The following is a 20,909-nucleotide window of genomic DNA, read 5'->3' on the forward strand; positions in this document are numbered from 1 at the left end:
CGTGGGGGTCATGGCACCGACAGCCGAGTCCGCGTCCGCCGCCTCCTTCCGCTGGGACCCCGACCGTTACGAAGCGTTCGCCGAGCATCGAGCCCGACCCTTCCACGATCTGCTGGCCCGCGTCGGCGCCGTCTCTGCCCGCCGCGTCGTCGACCTCGGCTGCGGCCCCGGCACGCGCACCGTCTCGCTCGCCCGGCGCTGGCCCCACGCGCGCGTGGTGGGGATCGACTCCTCCGCCGAGATGGTGGACCGGGCCCGCGATGAGCTTGACCGGACACCCGAGCTGGCCGGTCGGCTGAGCTACGAGAAGGCCGACGTCGTCGACTGGACGCCGGACCCGGAGGTCGACGTCGTGGTGTCCAACGCCATGCTGCAGTGGATCCCCGAGCACCCCGATCTCATCTCCGCCTGGCTCGAGGCGCTGCGGCCCGGGTCCTGGCTCGGGGTGCAGGTGCCGCACAACGCCGACGAGCCCTCGCACCGCACGATCCGCGAGCTCGGCGCATGTGAACCCTTCGCGTCGGCCATGGGCACGATCCCGCACACGGACACGGTGCTCGCGCCGGAGGACTACGCGGGGATGCTGCTGCGCGCCGGGTGGACCGCGGACGTGTGGCAGACCCGCTATGAACATGTGCTGACGGGACCGGACCCGGTCGCCTCGTGGACGGCCGGCGCGGCCCTGAGACCCAGCCTCGACGCCCTCGCCCGGCACGACGCGGCACAGGGGACCGATCTGCGCGAGCGGTTCCACCAGGAGTACCGGCGCCGTCTGCGCGAGGCGTATCCGCCCGTGGTCTCAGGCGGTGAACAGACGCTCTACGGTTTCAGCCGACTGTTCGTCGTGGGGCATCGCCCCGACTGAGCCAGGGCGGAACCGACCGCGTGGCTGCGGGTGAGAACCCTCGTGGACCGTAGGGTGTGGGAATGCCCGCCTCCGCCCCGCCCGACCCGCGCCCCACCGCGCCGCGTCCCCGTCTGCTCTGGATGGACGCGCTCCGCGGTCTCGCCGTCCTGCTCGTCGTGCTCATGCACGCGCAGACGGCACTGGTGAACACCGGGCTGCGGCCCTCGCCGATCGTCGGCGTCGTCAACGACGCCGTCGGCGCGTTCCGCATGCCCGGGCTGCTCGTGCTCTCGGGCATGCTGCTGGTCGTCTCGCTGCGCCGACCCCCGCGGGCCTACCTGGCCGGCAAGCTGCGCAAGATCGCCTGGCCCTGGCTCGTGTGGACCGCCGCGATGATCCCCGCGTTCGGGATCGAGTACGCCACGCAGCCGACGTGGTGGCTCAACGGCACCCACACCTGGTTCCTCACCGTCATTTTCGTCGGCTACGTCCTCGGGCTGGTGCTGAGGCCCGTCCCACCGGCGGTGACCGCTCTCGGCCTGTTCGCGGCCGGCATGCTGATCGAGCCGCAGGGGAACGAGTGGCTGCTCGTCGTCGACCGCATCACCTGGTACGGCGGGTTCTTCTTCGTCGGTGCCGGGCTCGCCCGCTGGCGCGAGTCGTGGAACCGCATTCCGTGGCCCGTCATGGTCCTGCCCGTGGCCTTCACGCTGCTCTGGGCCGGGATCGCGGTGCGGGCCGGTGGCCATCCCGAGGACCACACCGTGCTCACAGCCACGGCCGCCGTCATCGGAGTGCTCAGCGTGCTGTGGCTGTTCGGCCGTCTGCCCGAGACGCCGCCGATGCGCTGGCTCGGCGCGGCAGGACGGCACTCGCTCGTGCTCTTCGTGGCGCACTATTCGGTGATCCGGCTGCTGCGGCGGGTCGAGTGGATGCCCGAGGGGATCGCGGGCGTCGCGGTGCTCTTCGCCGCCGGCCTGGGCACGGGCGTCGTGTTCGTGTTGCTGTACCCGCGGGTGCGTTGGCTGTTCGAGTTCCCCCGCCGACGCGTCTGAGGCTCAGGGCCGCCCGGAGGTCACCAGCCGCGTTCGCGCCAGGCCGGCAGCTGCGGCCGCTGCGCGCCCAGAGTCGTGGACGCCCCGTGGCCGGGATGCACGTGGGTGTCGTCGGCGTACACGTCGAACAGGCGTGCTTCGACGTCGTCGATCAGGCTCGTGAAGCGCTCGGGGTCCTGGTCCGTGTTGCCGACGCCGCCGGGGAAGAGGGAGTCGCCCGTGAACACCACGGGAGCCTCGTCCGGCCCCGGTTCGTAGACCACGGCGATCGACCCGGGGGTGTGGCCGCGTAGCCCGACCACGTCGAGCAGAATCCCGGCCACACCGACGGTGTCGGCGTGCTCCAGGCGAGCGTCGATCTCGACGCCGGTCTGCTCGGCGATCGCGTCCGCGTCCTCGGCCCCGGCGTAGAGCACCGCGTCGTGCTCGGCGGCCAGCTCCGCGAGCGCTCGGACGTGGTCCCAGTGCCGGTGCGTGGTCACGATTGCGTCGAGCCGGGTGTGGCAGGGGGTGTCCGCCGCGGCGGAGGAGAGCAGGCCGCGCACCGCCTCGAGGTCGTCGGCCGCGTCGATCAGCACCTGTGCCCCCGTCGTCGTGGAGGTGAGCAGGTACACGTTGTTGTCCATCTCGGACACGGAGCAGGCCCGCACGGTGACGGCGGGCAGGTCGTGGAGCAGACGGACGTCGGTGGATCGGGACATGCGGGGAAGTCTACGCACGAGCGTCCGGGAGGGCACAGCGGACGTCGGACGCCTACACTGGCCGGGTGTCGAACACGTCTGCGAACCCCACCGCCCCCGCCGCGCACGGCCTCGCATCCGGACCGGCCGGCACCGCGTCCGCCGCGTCCGTGGAGCCCGACCGGATCGTCGTGCAGGGCGCGCGCGAGCACAATCTGAAGAACGTCGACGTCTCGCTGCCTCGTGACTCGATGGTCGTCTTCACGGGCCTGTCCGGCTCGGGCAAGTCCTCCCTGGCCTTCGACACGATCTTCGCCGAGGGTCAGCGCCGCTACGTCGAGTCCCTGTCCTCCTACGCGCGCATGTTCCTGGGACGCGTGGACAAGCCCGCCGTCGACTTCATCGAGGGCCTGTCTCCGGCGGTGTCGATCGACCAGAAGTCCACGAACCGCAACCCGCGTTCCACGGTCGGCACCATCACGGAGATCTACGACTACATGCGTCTGCTGTGGGCGCGGGTCGGCGTGCCCCACTGTGCGGACTGCGGCGAGCCCGTCGACCGGCAGACCCCGCAGCAGATCGTCGACCAGCTGTTGCGGCTGCCCGAGCGCACCCGGTTCCAGGTGCTGGCCCCCGTGGTGCGCGGTCGCAAGGGCGAGTTCGTGGATCTGTTCTCCTCGTTGGCCGCCCAGGGCTTCTCCCGCGCGGTCGTCGACGGTGAACTCGTCCAGCTCTCCGACCCGCCGTCGCTGAAGAAGCAGGTCAAGCACACGATCGCCGTCGTGGTCGACCGCCTGGCCATGAAGGAGGGCATCCGCCAGCGTCTGACCGACTCGGTGGAGACGGCCCTGCGTCTGGCCGAGGGGCTGGTCGTCGTCGATTTCGTGGACATCGAGGTCGTCGAGGAGAAGGGCAAGAAGAACACCGCCGAGCTCTCCGGGCGCGATGCCGAGGGGCGGCCACGCTACCGGCAGTTCTCCGAGAAGCTCTCCTGCCCCAACGGTCACGAGCAGACGGTCGACGAGATCGAGCCGCGCTCGTTCTCCTTCAACAACCCGTTCGGTGCGTGCCCCGAGTGCACGGGAATCGGCTCGCGTCTGCAGGTCGATGAGGATCTCGTGGTGCCCAATGACGAGGCCTCCCTGGCCGACGGCGCGATCGCCCCGTGGTCGCTGGGCAAGTCCACCTCTCAGTACTGGGAGCGGGTGCTCGAGGGCCTCGCCGCCGACCTGGGCTTTCGCATGGACACGCCGTGGAAGGAGCTGCCGGACACGGTCCGGCACGCCGTGCTGCACGGCAAGGACTTCAAGGTCGAGGTCTCGTTCCGCAACCGGTTCGGCCGCGAGCGCCGCTACACGACCGGCTTCGAGGGCGTCGTGCCCTACGTGGCGCGCAAACACCTGGAGACCGAGTCGGACTCGGCCCGTGAGCGCTACGAGTCGTTCATGCGTCAGATCCCGTGCCCGGCCTGCCACGGGGCCCGGCTGAACCCGACGGTGCTCAACGTGCTCGTCGAAGGGCGTTCGATCGCCGAGGCGACCGCCCTGCCGCTGCGCGAGGCTCGTGACTTCTTCGCGGGCCTGGACCTGGACGACCGGCAGCGGCAGATCGCCGACCAGGTCCTCAAGGAGCTGCTGGCCCGCCTGACGTTCCTGCTCGACGTGGGCCTGGAATACCTGAACCTGGAACGCTCGGCGGGCACGCTCTCCGGCGGCGAGGCGCAGCGGATCCGACTGGCCACGCAGATCGGCTCGGGCCTGGTCGGCGTGCTGTACGTGCTGGACGAGCCCTCGATCGGCCTGCATCAGCGCGACAACCGTCGACTCATCGAGACCCTGCTGCGGCTGCGAGACCTGGGCAACACGCTCATCGTCGTCGAGCACGACGAGGACACGATCGCCGAAGCCGACTGGATCGTCGACATCGGCCCGAACGCCGGCGAGCGCGGGGGAGAGGTCGTTCATTCCGGCTCCCTCGAGGACCTGCGCGCCAACACCCGGTCGATCACGGGCGACTACCTCGCCGGCCGGCGGCGCATCGAGGTTCCCGCAGCCCGCCGACCGGTCGACCCGCAGCGTGTGCTGCGCGTGCGCGGCGCCCGGGAGAACAACCTCAAGGACGTGACCGCGACGATCCCCCTGGGCGTGTTCACCGCGGTCACGGGCGTCTCCGGCTCGGGCAAGTCCACGCTGATCAACGAGATCCTGTACAAGGTGCTCGCCAATCGTCTCAACGGGGCCAAGCACGTGCCGGGACGGCACCGCACCGTCGAGGGCGTGGACCAGCTCGACAAGGTGGTGCACGTGGACCAGAGCCCGATCGGGCGCACCCCGCGTTCGAACCCGGCGACCTACACCGGCGTGTTCGATGCGATCCGCAAGCTCTTCGCGGAGACGCCCGAGGCCAAGGTGCGCGGCTACCAGCCCGGCCGGTTCTCCTTCAACATCAAGGGCGGGCGATGCGAGGCCTGCGCTGGCGACGGCACCCTGAAGATCGAGATGAACTTCCTGCCGGACGTCTACGTCCCTTGCGAGGTGTGCCACGGCGCCCGCTATAACCGCGAGACCCTCGAGGTGCTGTACAAGGGCAAGAACATCGCCGAGGTGCTCGACATGCCGATCGAGGAGGCTGCGGAGTTCTTCTCCTCGTACACGAAGATCTCCCGCTACCTGGACACCCTCGTGGAGGTGGGCCTGGGCTATGTGCGCCTCGGCCAGCCCGCCACGACCCTCTCCGGGGGTGAAGCGCAGCGGGTCAAGCTCGCCGCCGAGCTGCAGCGTCGGCACAACGGGCGAAGCGTCTATGTGCTCGACGAGCCCACCACAGGCCTGCACTTCGAGGACATCCGGCGCCTGTTGCACGTGCTGCAGTCCCTCGTGGACAAGGGCAACACGGTGCTGACGATTGAGCACAATCTCGACGTGATCAAGTGTGCGGACCACATTGTGGACCTCGGCCCCGAGGGAGGCTCGGGCGGCGGCGAGGTGGTCGCGACCGGCACCCCCGAGCAGGTGGCGCGCGCCGAGCGCTCACACACCGGTCGTTTCCTGGCGGAGCTGGTGCAGGCTCGGGGAGCGCAGGCATGAGTACGAGCCAGAGTGTGCGGTCCTTCGTCGCCGGCACCCTGTGCGTGAGCTGTCGGCCCCAGGTCGTGGGACTGGAGAACGTGCCGGAGCAGGGACCGTTCATCCTCGCCTCCAACCACCTCTCGTTTCTGGACTCGGTCATCCTGCAGGCGCTGAGCCCACGCATGGTGCACTTCTTCGCCAAGGCCGAGTACTTCACGCAGCCCGGGCTGAAAGGCCGTGCCATGAAGCGGTTCTTCGACGCCGTCGGCTCCATCCCCGTCCAGCGCGGCGAACAGGCCGCCTCGGTGCAGGCCCTCGAGGATCTGGTGGCGCTGCTGGAGGCGGGCTCGGGCGTGGGCATCTACCCGGAGGGCACCCGTTCTCGCGACGGCCGCCTCTACCGTGGCCGCACCGGTGTGGGCTGGCTGGCTCTCACGACGGGCGCGCCGGTGGTGCCGGTGGGGCTGGCGGGCACGCAGCGGCTCCAGGGGCCCGATGACGCGTGGCCCCGGCCGCACCGTTTCTCGGTCACCTTCGGCGAGCCCCTGGACTTCGGGCATCCGGGCCGTCGGCACACCCTGCCGCGACGACGCGAGGCCACCGTCGCCGTCATGGACGCCATCGCCGCGCTCACCGGGCAGGAGCGCGTCGACTCGTACAACGCGCCCCCGGTCGGCCGTGGCTGATCCGGCCAGCTACCGCCCCGCCCCGGGAGAGATCCCTACCTCGCCGGGCGTCTACCGTTTCCGCGACGGCGACGGGCGCGTCGTGTACGTCGGCAAGGCGAAGAATCTGCGCGCCCGGCTGTCCTCCTACTTCCAGAATCCCGCCCGGCTGGCGACCAAGACGCGCACCATGGTGCACACCGCCGAGGCGGTCGAGTGGACGGTCGTCGGCTCCGAGGTCGAGGCCCTGCAGCTGGAGTACACCTGGATCAAGGAGTACACGCCGCGGTTCAACATCATGTACCGCGACGACAAGTCATACCCGTACCTGGCCGTGACCATGAAGGATGAGTTCCCGCGGGTGCAGGTCATGCGAGGCCAGAAGCGGCCCGGCGTGAAGTACTTCGGCCCGTTCCACCCGGCCAAGGCGATCCGCGAGACGGTCGACCTGATGCTGCGGGTCTTCCCGGTCCGCACGTGCTCGGCGGGCGTCTTCCGGCGCGCGCAGGCTCAGGATCGTCCGTGCTTGCTCGGCTACATCGGCAAGTGCTCCGCCCCCTGCGTCGGCCGGATCTCCGTCGAGGCGCATCGCGATCTGGCGCAGGACTTCTGCGACTTCATGGCCGGTGACGCCGCCCGGTTCATCAACGGACTCGAGGCGAAGATGCAGGAGGCGGTGGCGGAGCTGCGCTACGAGGACGCCGCCCGCCTGCGCGACGACATCGCGGCTCTGCGTCGCGTGTTCGAGCGCAACGCCGTCGTGCTGCCCCAGCACACGCAGGCCGATGTCTTCGCGCTGCACGGTGACGAGCTCGAGGTGGCGGTGCAGGTCTTCCACGTCCGCAGCGGGCGCGTGCGCGGGCAGCGCGGATGGGTCATGGAGCGCGTCGAGGAGATCGACGAGGCGGCCATGGTCGCGCAGCTGCTCACGCAGGTGTACGGCGAGGAGAAGGACCCGAAGGCCATCCCCGCCGAGGTGCTCGTGCCGACCGAGCCCGACGACGTCGAGGAGATCAGCGCGTGGCTGTCGGCGATCCGCGGCTCGCGCGTGACGATCCGCGTGCCCAAGCGCGGTGACAAGGCAGATCTGATGGAGACGGTGGCCGAGAACGCGACGATGGCGCTGGGGCTGCACAAGTCTCGCCGTTCCGGCGACCTCACGACCCGCTCGGCCGCCCTGCGTGAGCTGCAGGAGGCGCTCGAGCTCGACCAGCCGCTGCTGCGCATCGAGTGTTACGACATCTCCCACTCACAGGGCACGAATGTCGTGGGCTCGATGGTGGTCGTCGAGGACGGACTGCCGAAGAAGTCCGACTACCGGCGGTTCAACGTGACCGGGGAGGCCGCCCGCGACGACACCGCTTCGATGCGCGACGTGCTGCGCCGACGTTTCGCGCGCATGGCCGCCGAACGCGAATCGACGCTCACTCTCGGAGGCGAGGTCGCCGCCGACGACCACGCCGGCGAGCGCGGGCGCTTCGCCTACCCTCCCTCACTCGTGGTCGTCGACGGTGGCCCGCCGCAGGTCGCCGCCGCGGCCCAGGTGCTCGCCGAGCTGGGTCTGGATGAGCTGCCGGTGATCGGTCTCGCCAAGCGGCTCGAGGAAGTGTGGCTGCCCGGGGACGATTTCCCCCTCGTGCTGCCCCGCTCCTCGCAGGGCCTCTACCTGCTGCAGAGACTGCGCGATGAATCGCATCGCTTCGCGATCTCGGCCCACCGCGCGCGTCGCAGCCGGTCGATGACGGCCTCCGCACTGGACGGGGTGCCCGGGCTGGGACCGGCCCGACGGCAGGCTCTGGTCACACACTTCGGTTCGGTCGCGAAGATCCGCGAGGCCGGGTCCGAGCGCCTGCAGGAGGTCTCCGGCATCGGTCCGGCCTTGGCCGAGGCCATCGACGCCGCGCTGAACCCGCGACGCGACGGCGACGCGGACACAGACGCCGATACAGTGGAGTCATGAGCCAGTCGCAGCCCTCACCCGCGTCATCGCCGCAGACCGAGGACGGCACCGAGCCGAGGCTGACCCCGCAGAAGCCGCATCTGTCCGAGGTGCTCGTCATCACCGGCATGTCGGGGGCGGGGCGCACGACGACGGCCCACGCGCTCGAGGACGACGGCTGGTACGTGGTCGAGAACATGCCGCCGCAGCTGCTGCCGACGCTCGCGGAGTTCGTCGCTCGCTCACCCGAGGCCTTCGAACGCCTGGCCATGGTCGTCGACGTGCGTTCGCGCGCCTACTACGCCGACCTGCGCACGGCGCTGAACACGTTGAGCATGAACGGCCTGGAGTGCCGCATCCTGTTCCTCGACGCGGACGACGACGTGCTCGTGCGCCGCTTCGAGGCGCGACGACGGCCGCATCCGCGGCAGGGCAACGCGCGGCTGCTCGACGGGATCCAGGCCGAACGGGAGACCCTCGCGGAGCTGAAGGAGCGGGCGCACCTGGTCCTGGACACGTCCGATATCAACGTGCACGGGCTCGTGCGCGAGGTCACCGGCCTGTTCTCGGACGAGGGCCGACCGCCGCTGCGCCTGACGGTGATGAGCTTCGGATTCAAGTACGGGCTGCCGACGGACGCGAACTTCCTGGCGGACATGCGTTTCATCCCGAACCCCCACTGGGTGCCGGGGCTGCGCCCGCACACCGGGATGGACGAACCTGTCTCGCAGTACGTGCTCGGCCAGCCCGGGGTCATGGAGTTCATCGACACCTACGTGCAGATGCTTACGCCCGTGTTCGAGGGATATCAGCGGGAGAACAAGCACTACGCGACCGTGGCGGTGGGCTGCACGGGCGGCAAGCACCGCTCGGTGGCCGTCGTGCGCGAGCTCGCGGCACGTCTCGCCGAGAACCCGGCGGTGGCGGTCCACGAGGTGCACCGGGACATGGGGCGGGAATGAGCGTCCACGTCACCGCCCAGCTGCCCCTGCCTCCCGGGGCCGACAGCAGTCCGCGCACGACGGCGCCGACACGGCCCGACGGCGGGCCCGGTGGTCCGCGGGTCACGGCCCTGGGCGGCGGCCACGGCCTCTCTGCGTCGCTCGCGGCGCTGCGGCATGTGGCCGGCTCGCTGACCGCCGTGGTCACGGTGGCCGACGACGGCGGCTCGTCCGGCACCATCCGCCGCGAGATGGACGTGCTGCCACCGGGCGATCTGCGCATGGCGCTGGCCGCCCTCTGCGATGACACCGACTGGGGGCAGACCTGGGCTCAGGCGATGCAGCACCGGTTCCGCGCCACCAAGCTCGACCCGCAGGACGCGACCCTGGACGGGCACGCGCTGGGCAACCTGCTGATCGTCGCCCTGTGGGAGCTGCTCGGCGACCCGGTCGACGGGCTGCGCTGGGCGGGGGCGCTGCTGCGTGCGGACGGCCAGGTGCTGCCGGTGTCGCGCACGCCGCTGACGATCTCCGGCACCGTGCTCAGCGATGCGGACGGGACGCTGCGGCGGCGCACCGTCCGCGGCCAGGTGGCCCTGGCGACGGCCGCCCACCACGGGCACGTCAGTGATGTGCGGCTTTCCCCCGAGGACGCTCCGGCGACCGCTGAAGCCCTCGAGGCGATCGAGACGGCCGACCACGTCGTGCTCGGTCCGGGGTCGCTGTTCACCTCGGTTCTGCCGCACCTGCTGATGCCCGAGGTGCGGCGCAGCCTCGAGCGCACCGACGCGAAGAAGATCTTCGTCACGAATCTGCTGCCCGGCGAACAGGAGACCTCCGGAATGAGTCACGCGGACCACCTGCGGGTGTTGGCGGACCACGCCCCGGAGCTGCGCTTGGACACGATCATCGCGGATCCGCGGACCGTGGCGCATCGTGAGCGGTTCCAGCAGGCCGCTGCCCGCATGGGCGCGCGTGTGGTCTTTAGTAGAGTGGCCAGCGGCCGCGACCGCGCTGTCCACGATCCGCTGCGACTGGCCGTCGCCTTTCAGGAGGCGATGGACGAGCCCGACGTCGGCTGAGGCATGGCCGCGCGGCGGCCGAACCGAGACGGACGACGTTGGCGTGAGCACCCCCGCGACGGGAGGCGCGCAGGAAGGGTGGAGGCGATGGCGCTCACGGTGGAACTCAAAGAGGAGCTCTCCCGGGTCCCGGTCGTCACGACCTCGCAGCGGCGGGCAGAAACGGCGGCGCTGCTGCGTTTCGCCGGAGGGCTGCACATCATCTCCGGGCGCATCGTCGTGGAGGCCGAAGTCGATCACGCGCCGACCGCGCGCCGGCTGCGCACCGCCCTGACTGAGGTGTTCGGCTATCCGAGTGAGATTATGGTCGTCTCCGGGGGGAACCTGCGCCGCGGTCGCCGTTACGTCATCCGCGTCGTGAAGGACGGCGAGGCCCTGGCCCGGCAGACCGGCCTGTTGGACGCACGTGGCCGCCCGGTGCGCGGACTGCCCGCGCCGCTGGTCAACGGCTCCGTCGACGACGCCGCGGCGCTGTGGCGCGGCGTTCTGCTCGCGCACGGCTCGCTGACCGAGCCCGGGCGCTCGGCGTGCCTCGAGGTGACGTGCCCCGGATCGGAGGCCGCCCTCGCTCTGGTCGGGGCCGCCCGGCGGCTCGGCGTGAGCGCGAAGGCGCGGGAGGCCCGGCAGACCGACCGGGTCATGGTGCGCGACGGCGACGCGATCGTCCGGTTGTTGCAGCGCACCGGTGCGGCCACGACCGCCGAGGCCTGGCAGAGCCGACGCAGCCGTCGAGAAGTGCGCGCGACGGCCAACCGACTGGCCAACTTCGACGACGCGAACTTGCGCCGTTCGGCCCAGGCCGCGGTCGCGGCCGGGGCGCGCGTCGAGCGGGCCCTGGAGATCCTCGGCGACGATGCGCCGGAGCACTTGCGGTACGCGGGCGCGCTGCGCCTGCAGCACAAGCAGGCCTCGCTCGACGAGCTCGGGCGACTGGCCGATCCGCCCATGACCAAGGACGCGATCGCCGGCAGGATCCGTCGGCTGCTCTCCACTGCGGATAAGCGCGCGGTCGAGCTCGGTGTGCCCGGCACCGCGGAGGCCGCCGCTATGGCTCGCCCCGGGGCTGAGCCCGAGGCCGGCACCGACTCCGTCTGAGTCCACCGCGGCGGGGCCGAGACGCCTCCGCGGCCCCGTTCGCCCAGCGCTGATCGTCGTCCTGGCCGACGCGGGTCTGCAACGGTGGCGTTCACGCGCCACAAGGACCAGGATGGGCGGCGATGGGGACGGTCGACACGATCGCCGCCGCCGCAGGAACGCCGCACGGCCTCCTCGCACGCGGACGGCGCCACGACCGCTCCCACGGGCGTCGCAGAGCGTGGCGCCCTGCAGAACCCAAGGAGGTCAATTATGGCTGAGTTCACTCTGCCGGAGCTGGACTACGACTACGCCGCGCTGGAGCCGCACATCTCCGCGCGCATCATGGAGCTGCACCACTCCAAGCACCACGCCACGTACGTCAAGGGCGCGAACACCGCTCTGGAGAAGCTGGCCGCGGCCCGTGAGAAGGAGGACTTCGCGGCGGTGAACCAGCTCTCGAAGGACCTCGCGTTCAACCTGGGCGGCCACACCAACCACTCGATCTTCTGGAAGAACCTCTCGCCCGAGGGCGGCGACAAGCCGACCGGCGAGCTGGCCGCAGCGATCGACGAGTTCTTCGGCTCCTTCGAGAAGTTCCAGGCGCACTTCACCGCCGCCGCCCTGGGCATCCAGGGCTCCGGTTGGGCCGTGCTGGCCTACGAGCCGATCGGCGGCAACCTGGTGATCGAGCAGTTCTACGACCAGCAGAACGGCGTGCCCGTGGCCACCATCCCGCTGTTCCAGCTGGACATGTGGGAGCACGCCTTCTACCTCGACTACCAGAACGTCAAGGCCGACTACGTCAAGGCGATCTGGAACATCGTGAACTGGGCCGACGTGCAGGCCCGCTTCGAGGCCGCTCGCAACGGTGCCTCGGGCCTGGTCCTCCCGGCCTGAGCCCGGAGCGCGCCGTCCGGGCCCGGCCCCGCCCGCCGTGGGCGGGGCCGGGCCCGATCCTCCTGACCCATTCCGTCCTCCCGACACTCGAGGAAACGAGGCAGTGATCATGACCAAGATCGCCATCAACGGCTTCGGCCGCATCGGCCGCAACGCTCTGCGGGCGCTGCGCGAGCGCACCACGGACCTGGAACTGGTGGCCGTGAACGACCTGGCCGACCCCGAGGACCTCTTCTGGCTCACCAAGTACGACACGATCCTCGGCGCCTATCCGGGCACCCTCGAGCGGACCGACGATGGGTTTGTCGTCGACGGCCGCCCCGTCAAGCTCCTCGCCGAGTCCGACCCGGCGAAGCTGCCTTGGAACGAACTCGGCGTCGACGTCGTCATCGACTGCACCGGCATCTTCACCTCGGGGCCGGCGGCGCGGGCGCACCTGGACGCCGGCGCCAAGAAGGTCGTCATCTCGGCACCCGGCAAGCAGGTCGACGGAACCTTCGTGATGGGCGTCAACGAGCACACGTACGATCCGGCGTCGATGCACATCGTCTCGAACGCGTCCTGCACCACGAACTGCCTGGCGCCGATGGCGAAGGTGCTCAACGACGAGTTCGGCGTGGTCGACGGGATCATGACCACCATCCACGCCTACACCGGAGATCAGAACCTGCACGACAACGTCCACAAGAAGGACCGCCGCCGCGCTCGAGCCGCGGCACAGAACATGGTGCCCACCTCGACCGGGGCGGCCAAGGCCATTGGCGAGGTCATCCCGGAGCTCGAGGGCAAGCTCGACGGCTTCGCGATGCGCGTGCCGACCATCACCGGATCGGCCACCGACCTGACGGTCGAGCTGACCCGGCACGTCGAGGTTGAGGAGGTCAACGAGGCGTTCCGTCGGGCGGCCGAGTCCGATGCGCTGCGTGGCCGTCTGGTCTATTCGGAGGATCCGATCGTCTCCTCCGACATCGTGACCTCGCCCGCGGCCTGCACGTTCGACGCACCGCTGACCAAGTCGATCGGGCAGACGGTGAAGATCATCGGCTGGTACGACAACGAGTACGGCTATACCTGCCAGCTGCTCGACTTCACCTCGTACGTCGGCGCGCGGCTCTGACGCCTCGGCCACGCGGCCCGGCCCGGCCCCGTCGGCCGGGCCGGCCGCGTGTCGATAGACTTCCCGGCGGGCCTGCACGGCGTGCCGGCCGCCGATCGACGTGAGTTTCATTCCGCGCCAAGGAGGACGCAGATGACCGCCCAGACCCTGAAGGACCTTCTCGCCACGGACGTCGCAGGACGCACCGTGCTGATCCGCTCCGACCTCAATGTGCCGCTCGAGGGCACGACGGTCACCGACGACGGCCGCATCCGCGCCTCGTTGCCGGCGATCCGGGACCTGGCCGAGGCCGGGGCGAAGGTCATCGTCATGGCTCATCTGGGTCGCCCGAAGGGCACCGTCGACCCGGCGTTCTCGCTCGCCCCCGTCGCCGCCCGGATGAGCGAGCTGCTCGGCCGCGAGGTGCGCCTGGCCGCCGACGTCACGGGACAGGACGCTCGCGCCCAGGCCACCGCGCTCAGCTCAGGTGAGGTCCTGCTGCTCGAGAACGTGCGCTTCGACCCCCGCGAGACCTCCAAGGACGACGCCCAGCGCGCGGAGCTGGCCGCCGAGATGGCAGCACTGGCGGGCGAGGATGGCGCCTACGTGGGCGATGCCTTCGGCGCGGTGCACCGTAAGCACGCCTCGGTGTTCGACGTCGCGGCCCAGCTGCCGGCCCATCAGGGCCCGCTCGTGGCGACCGAACTGCAGGTGCTCACCCGTCTCACCGAGACTCCCGAGCGCGAGTACGTCGTGGTGCTCGGCGGTTCCAAGGTCTCGGACAAGCTCGCCGTGATCGACAACCTGCTCGACACGGCCGACACCCTGCTGATCGGCGGTGGCATGGTCTTCACGTTCCTCGCCGCCCAGGGCCATCGGGTCGGCTCCTCGCTGCTGGAGGAGGACCAGCTCGAGACGGTCAAGGAGTACCTGCGCCGTTCGGAACAGGGTGCCGCTCGGATCCTGCTGCCGACGGACATCGTCATGGCCTCCGGGTTCGCCAAGGACGCCGAGCATGAGGTGCTCCCGGTCGACGCGCTCACCACCGGCGCGCACGGCGACGCGGCCATGGGCCTGGACATCGGCCCGGACTCGGCCCGTGCGTTCGCCGCGCAGATCCGCGAGGCCAAGACCGTGTTCTGGAACGGCCCGATGGGCGTGTTCGAGTTCGAGGCGTTCGCGGCGGGCACCCGGACGGTCGCAGAGTCCCTGACCGAGGCCACCGCGAACGGCGGGCTGTCCGTCGTCGGCGGTGGCGACTCCGCGGCGGCCGTGCGCACACTGGGCTTCCAGGACGATGCCTTCGGCCATATCTCCACCGGCGGCGGCGCTTCGCTCGAGTACCTCGAGGGCAAGCAGCTGCCCGGCGTGGCCGCCCTGACCGGTTCGGAGGCCTGAGCCATGGCGGCGCAGCAGCGTGTCCCGCTCATCGCGGGCAACTGGAAGATGAACAAGGACCACCTCGAGGCCGTCACGCTCGTGCAGCAGGTGGCCTGGCAGCTCGGCGACGCCGACCACGACCCCGAGCGCGTCGAGGTGGCGGTGTTCCCGCCGTTCACCGACCTGCGCAGCGTCCAGACGCTGGTGAGCGGGGATCGTCTGGACCTGGCCTACGGTGCGCAGGACCTCTCGCCCGAGAGCTCCGGCGCGTTCACGGGCGACGTCTCGGGGCAGTTCCTGGCACGGCTGGGCTGCCGCTACGTGATCGTCGGCCACTCGGAGCGCCGCACCATCCATGGGGAGGACGACGCCCTGGTCGCCCGCAAGGTGGCGGCCGCCGTGGAGCACGGGGTAATTCCCGTGCTGTGCGTCGGCGAAGGACTGGACGTGCGTCAGGCCGGACGCCACGTCGAGCACACACTCGCCCAGCTCGACGCCGCACTCGCGGACCTCACTGTCGAGCACATCAGCCAGATCGTCGTCGCCTATGAGCCGGTGTGGGCCATCGGCACCGGCGAGGTCGCGTCCGCGGCCGACGCACAGCAGATGTGCGCGGCCCTGCGGCAGCGGATTGAGGAGCTCACGAACGCCGAGACGGCGGACACCGTCCGTCTGCTGTACGGCGGGTCGGTGAAGTCCTCGAGTGCGCCCGAGCTGCTCGCGCAACAGGACGTGGATGGCGCACTCGTGGGCGGCGCCAGTCTGGACGCGGACGAGTTTGTTAGGATCGTGCAGTTCGACACGGCAGTTTGAGCCTCGCTCAGCTCCCGGTCGGCCTCGTCGCCCCGACGTCCCGGACACCGAGACGACGTTCGGGCGGACGCGGTCCGACACCGACAGAGACAGTCAGACATCGAGGAGTGATGTGACGTGGACGGCCTCCTGCTGGTCCTGAAGATCCTGGTCGCCGTCTCGAGCGTGTTCCTGATTCTGCTCATCCTGCTCCACAAGGGGCGTGGCGGCGGCGTCTCGGACATGTTCGGCGGTGGGGTGTCCTCGTCGATGAGCGCCTCTGGCAGCTCGCAGAAGCTGCTGACGCGCACGACCGTCACCATCGCGGTGCTCTGGGCGGCGATGATCGTACTGATCGGCGTGTTCAGCCGCCTCAACGTCGACTCCTGAGCGGAGGGCGCACAGGGCCGCTCGGCGGTTTCCGACCTCAGCGCCCCACAGGAACAGGCCCCCGAACGCCATGCGGCGCACGGGGGCCTGTTCGGTGTCCGCGGCGCCGAGCCACGGCCCGGACCGAGCGCATCTGCGGGCTCAGCCGGCGGCGGCCTCATCGAGCCACCACACGGTGCGGCGGCGCCCATCCACGAGGGAGGCCGGCAGAGCGGGGTCACGACGGCCGGCCTCACGTGCGGCCACCACGGACGCGACCGCGTCGGCCTTGTCTGCACCCGCCACCGTGAACCACACCTGGTCCGCGGCACCGATCGCCTCGAGCGTCAGGGACAGGCGCTCAGACGGGGGCTTCGGCGACTGGCGGACGGCGACGACGGGCATGCCCGCGGCGTCCAGGCCCGGGTGGCCGGGAAACAGGCTCGCCACGTGTGCGTCCGGACCCATGCCCAGCAGCACCACGTCGAATGCGGGTGTCGGCGTCAGGGCGGTGGCCGCCTGGCGCGCGGCGGTGTCCAGGTCCGCGGAATCGGAGCGCGCGGGGAACCGATGCACGTTCGGGGCCCGCAGCGCGCGCGGCGTGCGGGCGGTGAGCCGCATCAGCTCGGCCAGACCGGCGTCCATCGCCTGCTGGTCGTTGCGGTCCTCGTGCGCGGTCGGCACCCATCTTTCGTCACCGAACCAGAAGTGCACCCGCGAGAAGTCGATGTCACCGACCGCGGGGCACTCGGGCAGGGCCGCGACGACCGCGATGCCCGTGCTGCCACCGGTGAGCACCAGGTCGGCGCGGCCACGTTCGGCGACAGCACGGCCGGCCACGGCGAGCAGCTCCTGCGCGCACGCGGTCGCCAGCGCGCCACGATCGGGATGGACATGTCGGATCTCAGCGTTCACTGGCCTGCACCGCCTTCAGATCTGTGCCGGGCAACCCCCGGCTGAGCACGTCGCCGAGGATCTCGTCGGGGTCCAGGCGCCGCATCTCCTCGGCGAGACAGTCCTGGTCGGTGCGTCGGGGCAGGGAGATTCGCTGCACGGGCCGCCCCTGCTGGTAGAGCTTGGCCACCTCCGACTGGCTGCGGGAGAGCACGACGTCGCCCGCGCGCCGCCGCAGCCGCACCGCACGGATTCCGTGGCCTCGCTTCGAATGGGCGATCGTGACGGGCACCGACAGGCACAGCGCCAGCCAGGAGGCCAGCAGCAGAGTCGAGGGAGAGTCCGGGGCGCCGTCGACGGTGACCGACTCGACGGACGCGGGGTCCAGATCGTCGAGAATGGCCGCGACCTGGATGCGCCAGAGCGTTAAACGGGTCCAGGCCATGTCCGTGTCCCCGGCCCGGTGCCCGTCACGTCGACGCCACAGGCCGCGTTCGGCGTGGGGCGCGGCCGCGGTGTCCGTGATGCGTCGGTGGGCCAGACGGCCGAGCGGGGTCTCGGACGGGACCGCGGGCGCCTCGCCGGGCCACCACACGACGATCGGCGCGTCCGGCAGCAGCAGAGCGGCCACCAGTGACTCGTCGGGGCGGGCGTTGGCGCCGGAGCCGCGCAGGATCACCACGTCGGAGGCGCCGGCGTCCCCGCCGACACGCAGCTCGGCGTCGAGACGGTCCGGGCCGTCGGGGTCGCCGAGAGCGAGCAGGATGATCCGGCACGGATGCTCCAGGGAGGCCGCGTTGGCCGCGGTCAGCGCGGATTCGAGCCCGGGCTCGTCGGTGCTGATCACCAGGGTGAGCACGCGGCCGAGCGTGACGACCCCGCTGGCCTCGCGCAGCGCGGTGATCCGCTTGGCCACCTTCGAGGTGGTGGTGTCCTCCATCAGGATCTTCACGGGCGCCTCCAGGATCGTCCGTCGCGGGCCAGCAGCTCATGGGCGGATTCGGGGCCCCAGGAACCGGGCTGATACGGCTCTGGCTGTGTCTGCAGCGATTCCCAGTGCCGTTCGAACGGATCCACGATCCGCCAGGACAGCTCGACCTCCTGCTGCCGGGGGAACAGCGGCGGCTCGCCGAGCAGCACGTCGAGGATGAGCCGCTCGTACGCCTCGGGGGAGTCCTCGGTGAACGCGTGCCCGTAGCCGAAGTCCATCGTCACGTCGCGGACCTCGGACTGTGTGCCGGGGACCTTCGAGGCGAACCGCATCGTCACGCCCTCGTCGGGCTGGACGCGGATCACGATGGTGTTCTGCCCGAAGGCGTCGCCGGGATGCGGCGGGAACAGCAGATGCGGCGGCTGCTTGAAGACCACCGCGATCTCCGTGACCCGGCGGCCCAGACGCTTGCCCGCCCGCAGGTAGAAGGGCACACCCTGCCAGCGGCGGGTGCGGATGCCGACCTTCAGCGCGGCGAATGTCTCGGTCGTGGAGGCGGGGTTGAACCCCTCCTCGTCGAGGAACCCGGTGACCTGCTCCCCGCCCTGCCAACCGGAGGTGTACTGTCCGCGGGCGCTGGACGCGTGCAGTCCCTCGGGGGTGTCCGGCACCTCGACGGCCGCCAGGACCTTCTCCTTCTCCGCGCGCAGGTGGTCAGCGTGGAAGGAGATGGGCTCCTCCATGGCCGTCAGCGCCAGCAGCTGCAGCAGATGGTTCTGGATGACGTCGCGGGCCGCCCCCACGCCGTCGTAATACGACGCGCGCCCGCCGATGCCGATGTCCTCGGCCATCGTGATCTGCACGTGGTCCACGTGCTCGGCGCTCCACAGCGGCTCGAACATCCGGTTGGCGAACCGGAAGGCCAGGATGTTCTGGACGGTCTCCTTGCCCAGATAGTGGTCGATGCGAAACACCGACTCGGGTGGGAACACGCGTTCGATGACGGCATTGAGCTCCTGGGCGCTGGCCAGATCGTGGCCGAAGGGCTTCTCGATGACCACCCGCCGCCACGGGGCCTGCGGGTCCTGCGAATGCACCGCCAGGCCCGCCTCGGCCAGCTGACGGCACACCTCCTCGAACCAGCTCGGCGGGATGGAGAGGTAGAAGGCGGTGTTGGCGCGCGTGCCCCGGGAGGACTCGAGTTCACCGAGCACGTCCACGAGCCGTGCGTAGGCCGCGTCGTCATCGAAAGCGCCGGAGATGAAGCGCAGCCCGCCGGAGAACTGGTGCCACACAGTCTCGTTGAAGGGGGTCCGGGCACCGGCCTCGACGGCGGCTCGGACGTACTCGGCGAACTGCTCGTCGCTCCAGTCACGCCGGCCGAAGCCGACGAGCGAGAAACCCGGTGGCAGCAGGCCGCGGCCGGCGAGGTCGTACATGGCCGGCAGCAGCTTCTTGCGGGCCAGGTCGCCGGTCACCCCGAACAGGACCAGAGATGAGGGACCCGCGATGCGGGTGAGGCGGCGGTCGCGCGGGTCACGGAGAGGATTGGCGTGCATGATCGGCTCAGAGGGTGTCGACGGCGCGGCGCACCGCCGCCAGCCCGGCGGCGCGATCGGTCAGGTGCAGGCTCAGGACGGGGCGGCCCTGCTCTCGCAGCACCGCGGCGTCGCCGCGGGCCTGCGCAGCGATGAGCCGATTGAGGCCGAACGGTTGGCCGGGGACCATCAGGTCCGGTTCGGCGTCCGCGGTGATCTGCAGGAACACGCCCGTGGCCGGCCCGCCCTTGTGCAGCTGTCCGGTGGAGTGCAGGAACCGCGGACCCCAGCCGAAGGTCACGGGCCGACCGGCCGCCCGGGCCAGCGCGGGGCGCAGGTCAGCGGCCGCCGAGTCGGCCTGTCGGTCCAGATAGGCGTGAATCGCGAGGTAGCCGTGCTCGCCAAGCCGGTCGAGCAGCCGGCGCAGCGCCTCGGTCAGGTCGGCGGGCCGGGACCCGTCGGGCAGGCCCGTGACGCGGACGCCGTCGACCTCGATGCCCGGATCCTGCTGCTCCGCGGGCGCGTCGAGCAGGCCGCGGGCCGCAGACTTGGCCGCCTCGACGTCGGGCTGGTCGAACGGGTTGATGCCCAGCAGACGGCCAGCGACGGCGGTCGCGGCCTCCCACACGAGCAGCTGCGCACCGAGGCGCCCCCAGACGCGCACGCCGTGCTCGGGCATGACCGCACCGTCGGCGTCCTCGCCCAGCACGATGCGCAGCACGTCCGCCGCCCCCGTGGTGGCCTCCGGTGCCTCGACTTCGGCGACGACGGGAAGCAGCCCGGTTCCGGACTTGCCGGTGGACTCGGCCAGCAGCTGCTCGGCCCAGTCCCCGAAGCCGACGATCGAGGTGCCGTCCTCGGTGATCAGGAGTTTGTCGCGCAGAGGTTCGGTTCCCCCGAGCGCGGCGCCCAACTGCAGGGCCGGGTTCTCGGGCGCGTCCTCGAGCACGAGATCGAGCACGGCTTCTGCGTCATCGAGCAGGCTCTCCACATCGGCCCCGGCCAACCCCGCCGGCACGAGACCGAACGCGGTCAGGGCGGAGAACCGACCGCCGACGTGAGGATCGGCCTCGAACACGGCGCGACAGCCTTCGTCGGCCGCCGTCCGCGCCAGGGGGGATCCCGGGTCGGTGACCACGACGGTGCGGGAGGCGGCATCGAGACCGGCGCGCGTCATCGCCTCCGTGACGATCCGCCGCTGCGAATCGGTTTCGACCGTCGAGCCGGACTTCGAGGAGACCACGAGCACCGTGCGCTCCAGGTCGGTGAGGGCGGCGGCCACCTGCTGCGGGTCGGTCGAGTCGAGCACCGTCAGCGCGACGCCCTCGGTCGCGGCGATGACCTCAGGAGCCAGCGATGAGCCGCCCATCCCGGCCAGCAGGACGCGGTCGACGCCCTCGGCGGCGAGCTCCTTGCGCAGCTGGCTGATTCGCTGCGGCAGCGGGCGGGACACGTCGACGGCGTCGAGCCAGCCGAGGCGGATCGAGGCCTCCTGCTCGGCCTCAGGGCCCCACAGGGTCGCGTCGTGGTCGCCCAGGCGTGAGGCGAACCGCTCGGCGACGAGCGCGTCGACGTGACGGTCGATGGCGGCGAGGGCGTCTCCGGTGGCGCTGAGGCCGAAGGTGCTCATCAGGGGGGTGTCCTTTCGCGGAAGAGGT

Annotated in this window: 18 protein-coding genes; 13 read left to right on the forward strand and 5 right to left on the reverse strand. The window is 70.8% G+C overall.

Features of this window, described 5'->3' with window-relative positions; all coding sequences use genetic code 11:
* Nucleotides 1-10: 10 nt before the first annotated feature.
* Together HDA30_RS03630 and HDA30_RS03635 are read left to right on the forward strand one after the other, a co-directional pair.
* Complete coding sequence (locus tag HDA30_RS03630; protein WP_184241127.1) at nt 11-865, forward strand: methyltransferase domain-containing protein; 855 nt, start codon at nt 11-13, stop codon at nt 863-865.
* 62 nt (nt 866-927) lie between these two features.
* Nucleotides 928-1,902, forward strand: coding sequence for an acyltransferase family protein (locus tag HDA30_RS03635; RefSeq protein WP_184241128.1), 975 nt, complete (start codon nt 928-930; stop codon nt 1,900-1,902).
* Nucleotides 1,903-1,922: 20 nt separating this feature from the next.
* Here HDA30_RS03635 and HDA30_RS03640 read toward each other — a convergent pair whose 3' ends face one another.
* A complete protein-coding gene (locus HDA30_RS03640; RefSeq protein ID WP_158495868.1) occupies nt 1,923-2,603 on the reverse strand; it encodes an MBL fold metallo-hydrolase in 681 nt (226 codons plus the stop codon).
* A 149-nt stretch (nt 2,604-2,752) separates the two neighbouring features.
* Between HDA30_RS03640 and uvrA the strand changes: the two genes are divergently transcribed.
* The 11 genes from uvrA (at nt 2,753) to secG (ending at nt 15,909) form a co-directional block, all read left to right on the forward strand.
* A complete protein-coding gene (gene uvrA / locus HDA30_RS03645; protein WP_262337732.1) occupies nt 2,753-5,668 on the forward strand; it encodes an excinuclease ABC subunit UvrA in 2,916 nt (971 codons plus the stop codon).
* Nucleotides 5,665-6,336 carry a lysophospholipid acyltransferase family protein gene (locus HDA30_RS03650; RefSeq protein ID WP_158495870.1) on the forward strand — a complete coding sequence of 224 codons (672 nt, stop codon included), beginning with the start codon at nt 5,665-5,667 and terminating at the stop codon, nt 6,334-6,336. Before uvrA ends, HDA30_RS03650 begins: the two co-directional genes overlap by 4 nt.
* Nucleotides 6,329-8,275 (forward strand): excinuclease ABC subunit UvrC, encoded by a 1,947-nt coding sequence (gene uvrC / locus HDA30_RS03655; RefSeq protein ID WP_184241129.1) that lies wholly within the window; start codon nt 6,329-6,331, stop codon nt 8,273-8,275. Before HDA30_RS03650 ends, uvrC begins: the two co-directional genes overlap by 8 nt.
* Complete coding sequence (rapZ, locus tag HDA30_RS03660; protein WP_158495872.1) at nt 8,272-9,216, forward strand: RNase adapter RapZ; 945 nt, start codon at nt 8,272-8,274, stop codon at nt 9,214-9,216. Before uvrC ends, rapZ begins: the two co-directional genes overlap by 4 nt.
* Nucleotides 9,213-10,277 (forward strand): gluconeogenesis factor YvcK family protein, encoded by a 1,065-nt coding sequence (locus HDA30_RS03665; protein ID WP_184241130.1) that lies wholly within the window; start codon nt 9,213-9,215, stop codon nt 10,275-10,277. The genes rapZ and HDA30_RS03665 overlap by 4 nt, the downstream gene beginning before the upstream one ends.
* A gap of 87 nt (nt 10,278-10,364) precedes the next feature.
* A complete protein-coding gene (whiA, locus tag HDA30_RS03670; RefSeq protein ID WP_158495874.1) occupies nt 10,365-11,372 on the forward strand; it encodes a DNA-binding protein WhiA in 1,008 nt (335 codons plus the stop codon).
* A gap of 252 nt (nt 11,373-11,624) precedes the next feature.
* Nucleotides 11,625-12,251, forward strand: coding sequence for a superoxide dismutase (locus HDA30_RS03675; protein ID WP_158495875.1), 627 nt, complete (start codon nt 11,625-11,627; stop codon nt 12,249-12,251).
* Nucleotides 12,252-12,360: 109 nt separating this feature from the next.
* Complete coding sequence (gene gap, locus HDA30_RS03680; protein ID WP_221419045.1) at nt 12,361-13,368, forward strand: type I glyceraldehyde-3-phosphate dehydrogenase; 1,008 nt, start codon at nt 12,361-12,363, stop codon at nt 13,366-13,368.
* Between the two features lie 132 nt (nt 13,369-13,500).
* Nucleotides 13,501-14,745, forward strand: a complete 1,245-nt coding sequence (locus HDA30_RS03685) for a phosphoglycerate kinase (RefSeq protein WP_158495877.1) — start codon at nt 13,501-13,503, stop codon at nt 14,743-14,745.
* A gap of 3 nt (nt 14,746-14,748) precedes the next feature.
* Nucleotides 14,749-15,540, forward strand: coding sequence for a triose-phosphate isomerase (tpiA, locus tag HDA30_RS03690; RefSeq protein WP_184241131.1), 792 nt, complete (start codon nt 14,749-14,751; stop codon nt 15,538-15,540).
* Nucleotides 15,541-15,657: 117 nt separating this feature from the next.
* Nucleotides 15,658-15,909, forward strand: a complete 252-nt coding sequence (secG, locus tag HDA30_RS03695; protein ID WP_158495879.1) for a preprotein translocase subunit SecG — start codon at nt 15,658-15,660, stop codon at nt 15,907-15,909.
* A gap of 141 nt (nt 15,910-16,050) precedes the next feature.
* Here secG and pgl read toward each other — a convergent pair whose 3' ends face one another.
* The 4 genes from pgl to HDA30_RS03715 are packed head-to-tail and all read right to left on the reverse strand — an operon-like array spanning nt 16,051 to nt 20,881.
* Nucleotides 16,051-16,803 carry a 6-phosphogluconolactonase gene (gene pgl / locus HDA30_RS03700; protein ID WP_184241132.1) on the reverse strand — a complete coding sequence of 251 codons (753 nt, stop codon included), beginning with the start codon at nt 16,801-16,803 and terminating at the stop codon, nt 16,051-16,053.
* Nucleotides 16,793-17,734: a glucose-6-phosphate dehydrogenase assembly protein OpcA gene (locus HDA30_RS03705; RefSeq protein WP_184241133.1), complete on the reverse strand. Its 942-nt coding sequence runs from the start codon at nt 17,732-17,734 to the stop codon at nt 16,793-16,795. The genes pgl and HDA30_RS03705 overlap by 11 nt, the downstream gene beginning before the upstream one ends.
* Nucleotides 17,731-19,272: a glucose-6-phosphate dehydrogenase gene (gene zwf, locus HDA30_RS03710; RefSeq protein WP_184241134.1), complete on the reverse strand. Its 1,542-nt coding sequence runs from the start codon at nt 19,270-19,272 to the stop codon at nt 17,731-17,733. Before zwf ends, HDA30_RS03705 begins: the two co-directional genes overlap by 4 nt.
* Nucleotides 19,273-19,279: 7 nt before the next feature.
* Complete coding sequence (locus HDA30_RS03715) at nt 19,280-20,881, reverse strand: glucose-6-phosphate isomerase (protein WP_184241135.1); 1,602 nt, start codon at nt 20,879-20,881, stop codon at nt 19,280-19,282.
* Nucleotides 20,882-20,909 lie beyond the last annotated feature (28 nt).

Source organism: Micrococcus cohnii (genome assembly GCF_014205175.1).
Taxonomy (GTDB): Bacteria; Actinomycetota; Actinomycetes; order Actinomycetales; family Micrococcaceae; genus Micrococcus; species Micrococcus cohnii.